Here is a 4,749-nt window from a genome sequence, read left to right on the forward strand (position 1 = left end):
TCGTAGCGGGAGGGGCGGTTGAGCGGGGGTGGCGAGTGTCTGGCAGCCGTGGGCCGCGAGGGTCTGTCTGCCATGGGCCCCGAGGGGCTGCCAGCCGTGGGTCGCGAGGGGCCGTTGACTGGGGGCGGCGAGGGGCTGCTGGCCTCGGGCCGGGAGGGGGCATCGGGCACGGACGGCGAGGGCCCGCTGGGCGGGGGTGCCGAAGGGCCGTTGGCTATGCGCCGCGAGGACCTGTTGGCCCCGGACCTCAAGGGCCTGCTGGCCGCGGACCTCAAGGGGCCGTTGGCCGCGGACCACAAAGGCCCGCTTGCCGTGGGTGGCCGCGGGAGCATCTGGTCGCGGGACTTCGGCTTCTTCTTCGGGGCGCGGACCGTGGCCAAGCTCGGTGACACCATGCTGCCCGTCGCGCTCGCCGCGGGACTGCTCCAGCACGGGCACGGCGCGGGCGCGGTCGGACTCGCGATGGCCGCCACGACCGTCTGCTTCGCGGGCCTGGTGATCTTCGGCGGGGTCTTCGCGGACCGGTTCAGCACCCGCCTCCTCATGATCGGCGCGGACGTGGTCCGGCTCGGCACACAGTCGATCGCCGCGGCGCTCTTCTTCTCGGGCCACGTCGTCCTCTGGCAGATCTGCGTGATCGGCGCGGTCAACGGCGCGGCGGGCGCCCTCTTCCAGCCGGGCGTCGCCAGCACGGTCCCGCGCCTTGCCTCCGACGTCCAGAAGGCCAACGGCGCGATACGCGTCGCCGAGTCGGCCGCGGCCCTCGCGGGACCGGCCGTCGCGGGCGTCCTGGTGGCCTTCGCCTCACCCGGCGCCGTCTTCGCCGCGCACGCGGGAACGTACGGACTGAGCGCCCTGTGCCTGGTCCTGCTCAGGCTGCCGCCCGCGCGGCCCGGCTCGCTTCCGCACAGCAACGGCTTCCGGGCCGATCTGGTGCAGGGCTGGCGGGAGTTCAGGTCCCGCACCTGGCTCTGGGGCGTCATCGCCATCTTCTGCGTCCTGATGATCACGACCACGGGCCCGCTGACACCCCTCGTCGCCACGCTCGTGGTCCAGGAGCACGGCTCGGGCGCATACGGCCTGGTGAACTCCGCCCTGGGCGCCGGTACGGTGCTCGGCGGCCTGGTCGCCCTGCGTCTGCGCCCCCGCCGCATGCTCCGCGCGGGCTCCTTCGCCCTGATCGGCTACTGCGCGTTCCCGGCGGCCGTCGGCGCCCAGCTCGGCGTGCCGCTCATGGCGGCGGGCGCCGCGATCGCCGGTGCCGGGCTCTCCTTCTGGGGCGTCATGTGGGCCACGAGCGTCCAGACCCAGGTGCCGCCCGACGTCCTCAACCGCATCCATGCCTACGACGTCGCGGGATCGATCGCCCTGCTGCCGGTCGGCCAGGCGCTCGCGGGCCCCGCCGCGAGCGCCTTCGGCGCGGAACACGTGCTGCTCACGGGCGCCGTGACGACGCTCGCGGTCTGCCTGGCCCTGCTCTCCGTACCGGCGATACGCGGACTGGTCCGGACGGACGGGAGAGTGCCGGTCTCCGGCGGCGGCCCCGCGGCCGAAGCGGCGAGGGCACGGCGGCCGGAGGACCTGCCCGCGACGGGCCGGGACGGAGCTATACGGGGCTGTGCGCAAGCCCGTGCCGCGCCCCCGGAGACCCGGTGATCCGCGCCCCCAGAAACCCGGTGATCCGCTCCCGCAGCGACCGGGCGTCGAGCCCGTGCGCGGCGATGTGCTCGTCGATCTGCCCGTAGCGACGCAGCTCGGCACGGCCCACGCCGAGCCCGAGCACGCGGTGCGGGACATCGGCGAGCGCGTCGTTCGCGGCGGCGGTGGAGGTTCCGGCGAGATAGGGCTCGACCACCGCGACATCGGCGACCGTCCCCGCCCCCGTCGCGCGCCGCAGCGCCTCCCCGTCGAAGGGCCGCACCGTGGTCGCGTACAGCACGGTGAGATCGAGGCCCTCGGTCGCTGCGAGCACGTTGTCCAGCAGCGGCCCGACGGCGACCACGACCCCGGCCCGGCCCTCGCGCACGGTATGGAAGCGCGCCCCGTCCACCGGCAGCCCCCGGTCGTTCGACTGCACCGAGAGCCGGACGTACACCTTGTCGTCGCCCGCGGCGACCGCGTGCCGCAGCAGCGTCTCGGCCTCGTCCGGGTGCCCCGGCACATGTACGGTCCAGCCGTCCAGCGTGTCGAGCAGGGCCACATCGCCCGGCGACATGTGCGTGAACCCACCGGCGGGCCAGTCGAAGGAGCCGGCGGCGCTCACCAGAACACCTCCCACGCCCTGGTGCCCGAAGTCCAGCTTCACCTGCTCAAAGGGCCGCTCCACGAGGAAGCTGGCGAAGGTGTGCATGACGGGCCGCAGCCCCGCGAGGGCGAGCCCGGCACCGGTCCCCACGAGCAGCTGCTCCCGGATCCCGACATTGATCACCCGGTCCGGGTGCTTGCGCTGAGCCCGGGCGAATGCGTCCGCGCCGATCTCGGCGAGGACGACGGCGACGCGCGGATCCTCGTCGAGCAGCTGCGAAACGACAGGACCGAAACGATCACGCATGGTGTCCATGACAGAAAACTCCCACTAGAGATCCGATAGAAGAGGGGTGCCGCTCAGGCCGGCTACGACGACCGCTTGGACTCGACCCGGGCCACGACCACCCGGGGCCGCCCCGGATGCGGCGCGGTGAAGGCCGCGTACAGCGCGTCGTGATCACGCCCGTCCACGGTGGCGGCGGACCACCCCGCCGCCTCGAAGCGCGCCGCAATCCCGCCGGGCCTGGCATGCCGGGCGGAGGCGTTGTCGATCACGACGGTGTGCAGCTGCTCCAGGCCGGAGGGCCCGGCGAAGGCGATGGCCTCGTGATTGCTGCCTTCGTCCAGCTCGGCATCGCCCACGAGCACCCACACCCTGGCGCCGGAGATCCCGCGCGCGCCGAGCCCGAGCGCGGTCCCGACGCCGAGCGGCAGCCCGTGCCCGAGGGACCCGCTCCCGATCTCGACCCCCGGCACGAGCTCCCGGTCCGGGTGGTGCCCCAGCGGGGAGTCGTACCCCCCGAACCCGTCGAGCCAGTCGACGGGAAAGAAGCCCTTGGCGGCGAGCACGGCGTAGTACGCCATGGGCCCGTGTCCTTTGGAGAGCAGGAACCGGTCGCGCCCCGGATCGTCCACCCGCTCGGGTGTGACCCTGAGCACCCGGTCGTAGAGAACCCAGAGCGCGTCGAGCGTCGACGTAGCGGCGGGCCCGTGCTTCTCGTCCCCCGTCATCCGCCCCATGAGGCGGGACAGGTCCGCGTATCCATAGGTGTGCGCGCGTTCCGTTGTCGTCGTCATGACACAGAGCGTGCAACCTCAAGTCCGCTTGAGGTCAACAGGCACAAAAGGCGTGAGCGATCACGGCTCCGAGTGCGGTATTGTTTCGGTGCACGTTCGGCCAGGGGAAAACCCCAGGTCACACGGGCATCGGGACGTGGCGCAGCTTGGTAGCGCACTTGACTGGGGGTCAAGGGGTCGCAGGTTCAAATCCTGTCGTCCCGACGGAAACGTCGCAGGTAGGGGCCATCTTTGGATGGCCCCTACTTCGTGTTTGCGGGCGGTTTTCGGGAGCCCGGGGGTTACAGCGTGGTGAGGTGGCGCAGTTCCTGGACCAGCGGGGGCTGGGGGAGGGGGACGGTGCCGAGGTCGGGGTGCTGTCTCTGGGTGATGTGGTTGCGGAGCTCTTCGATGAGGGACGGAAGGATGAGCGGGGCGGTGGCGCGGTCCCCGCAGAGGTAGGTGGGTTCGAAGTCGTGGCGCACCAGCTGGCGTCCCCAGTGCTCGGCGTCGTGGTACTCGCCGGTCTGGGTGTGCTCCAGGAAGAGGCAGTACTCCGCGACGTGGTGGCCGGCGCCGGCGGCGAAGCGCCACCAGAAGCGGGCGCCTTCGGTGTCGTCGGCCAGATGCAGGAGGCAGGCGAAGACCAGGGCGCCGGTCTTGTCGGCGTACTGAGCGGTGATGAAGTCGCTCAGATGCCGGTCGACTTCAGGCCCGAAGAGGATGAGCAGGCTGACCGCTTTCAGGTCCCACCAGGCATGGTCGGCGTCGGGGGCGCGGTCGGCGCCTGGGTCGGTCCATACCGGCGTCCATCCTGGCGCGGACGGGGCGCGGGCGGTGCGTCGGCGGGTGGCCTGGCGTTGGCGCAGCCGGGTCTCGGCGGCGCCGACGTCGTAGTCGCCGTAGCGGTCGCGGGTGCGGGCCTTGCCCAGCAGGTCGTCGATCGTCCGGCGGTGGTCGGGCCGTGTGGTGCTCATGTGGTGCTCTTCCGGTAAGTGAAGTCCGGGTGGTGGAGGTTCAGCAGGCGGGCGAGGCGACGGCGCCCCTGGCTGAGCTGGGAGCGGACGGTGGCTGCTTCGGTGCCCATCAGCTCGGCCGCCTTTACGCAGGTGTGGCCCATGCCGTAGCAGAGGAGGATCGCGTCGCGCTGGCGTTCGCTGAGGCGGGCGACGGCCCCGTACAGGGCGATGGTGTCGGTCAGGGCGTCGAAGGGGTCTTCGGCGGCGCCGGCGGCCAGGGCGGCCTCGAAGGCCGCGGTGTCCATCGGTTCGGGGCGGCGCCGGCGCTTCCGGTGCATGTCGATGATGCGGCGCTTGAGCACCGTCCAGGCGTAGCCGTCGAGGTTCTCCATCTCCAGCATGTCCGGCCAGCGGTCCATGACTTGGTCGAAGGTCAGGTCGACGGCTTCTTCGGCGTCGGCGTCGGAGCTGAGCTGCAGGTAGGCAT

At 72.1% G+C, this 4,749-nt stretch carries 5 protein-coding genes and 1 tRNA gene; 2 read left to right on the top strand and 4 right to left on the bottom strand.

Annotation, left to right across the window (positions count from 1 at the left end; translation table 11 throughout):
- Positions 1–216 precede the first annotated feature (216 nt).
- Positions 217–1,656, top strand: a complete 1,440-nt coding sequence (locus tag ACQKIP_RS40100; RefSeq protein ID WP_427745300.1) for an MFS transporter — start codon at positions 217–219, stop codon at positions 1,654–1,656.
- On the opposite strand, the gene ACQKIP_RS40105 is transcribed toward ACQKIP_RS40100, so the two are convergent.
- Both ACQKIP_RS40105 and ACQKIP_RS40110 read right to left on the bottom strand, forming a co-directional pair.
- Entirely contained in the window at positions 1,607–2,560 is a 954-nt protein-coding gene (locus tag ACQKIP_RS40105; protein ID WP_365855162.1) for a transketolase family protein, read from the bottom strand. The genes ACQKIP_RS40100 and ACQKIP_RS40105 overlap by 50 nt on opposite strands.
- 53 nt (positions 2,561–2,613) lie before the next feature.
- A complete protein-coding gene (locus tag ACQKIP_RS40110; protein WP_365855160.1) occupies positions 2,614–3,324 on the bottom strand; it encodes a transketolase in 711 nt (236 codons plus the stop codon).
- Between the two features lie 130 nt (positions 3,325–3,454).
- On the opposite strand from ACQKIP_RS40110, the gene ACQKIP_RS40115 reads away from it, so the two are divergent.
- Positions 3,455–3,528: transfer RNA gene (locus ACQKIP_RS40115), tRNA-Pro, on the top strand.
- Between the two features lie 77 nt (positions 3,529–3,605).
- Here ACQKIP_RS40115 and ACQKIP_RS40120 read toward each other — a convergent pair.
- Entirely contained in the window at positions 3,606–4,280 is a 675-nt protein-coding gene (locus ACQKIP_RS40120) for a hypothetical protein (RefSeq protein ID WP_365855158.1), read from the bottom strand.
- Positions 4,277–4,749: RNA polymerase sigma factor (locus ACQKIP_RS40125; protein WP_427745299.1), on the bottom strand; the 473-nt coding region annotated here is incomplete at its 5' end. The genes ACQKIP_RS40125 and ACQKIP_RS40120, both read right to left, overlap by 4 nt.

The sequence above is a fragment of the Streptomyces sp. NPDC059900 genome (assembly GCF_050270335.1).
GTDB lineage: Bacteria > Actinomycetota > Actinomycetes > Streptomycetales > Streptomycetaceae > Streptomyces.

Excerpts from the sequence above, each read along its gene's own strand:
- ACQKIP_RS40100 (WP_427745300.1), top strand. The coding sequence starts at position 217 with ATGCGCCGCGAGGACCTGTTGGCCCCGGACCTCAAGGGCCTGCTGGCC.
- ACQKIP_RS40105 (WP_365855162.1), bottom strand. The coding sequence starts at position 2,560 with ATGGACACCATGCGTGATCGTTTCGGTCCTGTCGTTTCGCAGCTGCTC.
- ACQKIP_RS40110 (WP_365855160.1), bottom strand. The coding sequence starts at position 3,324 with ATGACGACGACAACGGAACGCGCGCACACCTATGGATACGCGGACCTG.
- ACQKIP_RS40120 (WP_365855158.1), bottom strand. The coding sequence starts at position 4,280 with ATGAGCACCACACGGCCCGACCACCGCCGGACGATCGACGACCTGCTG.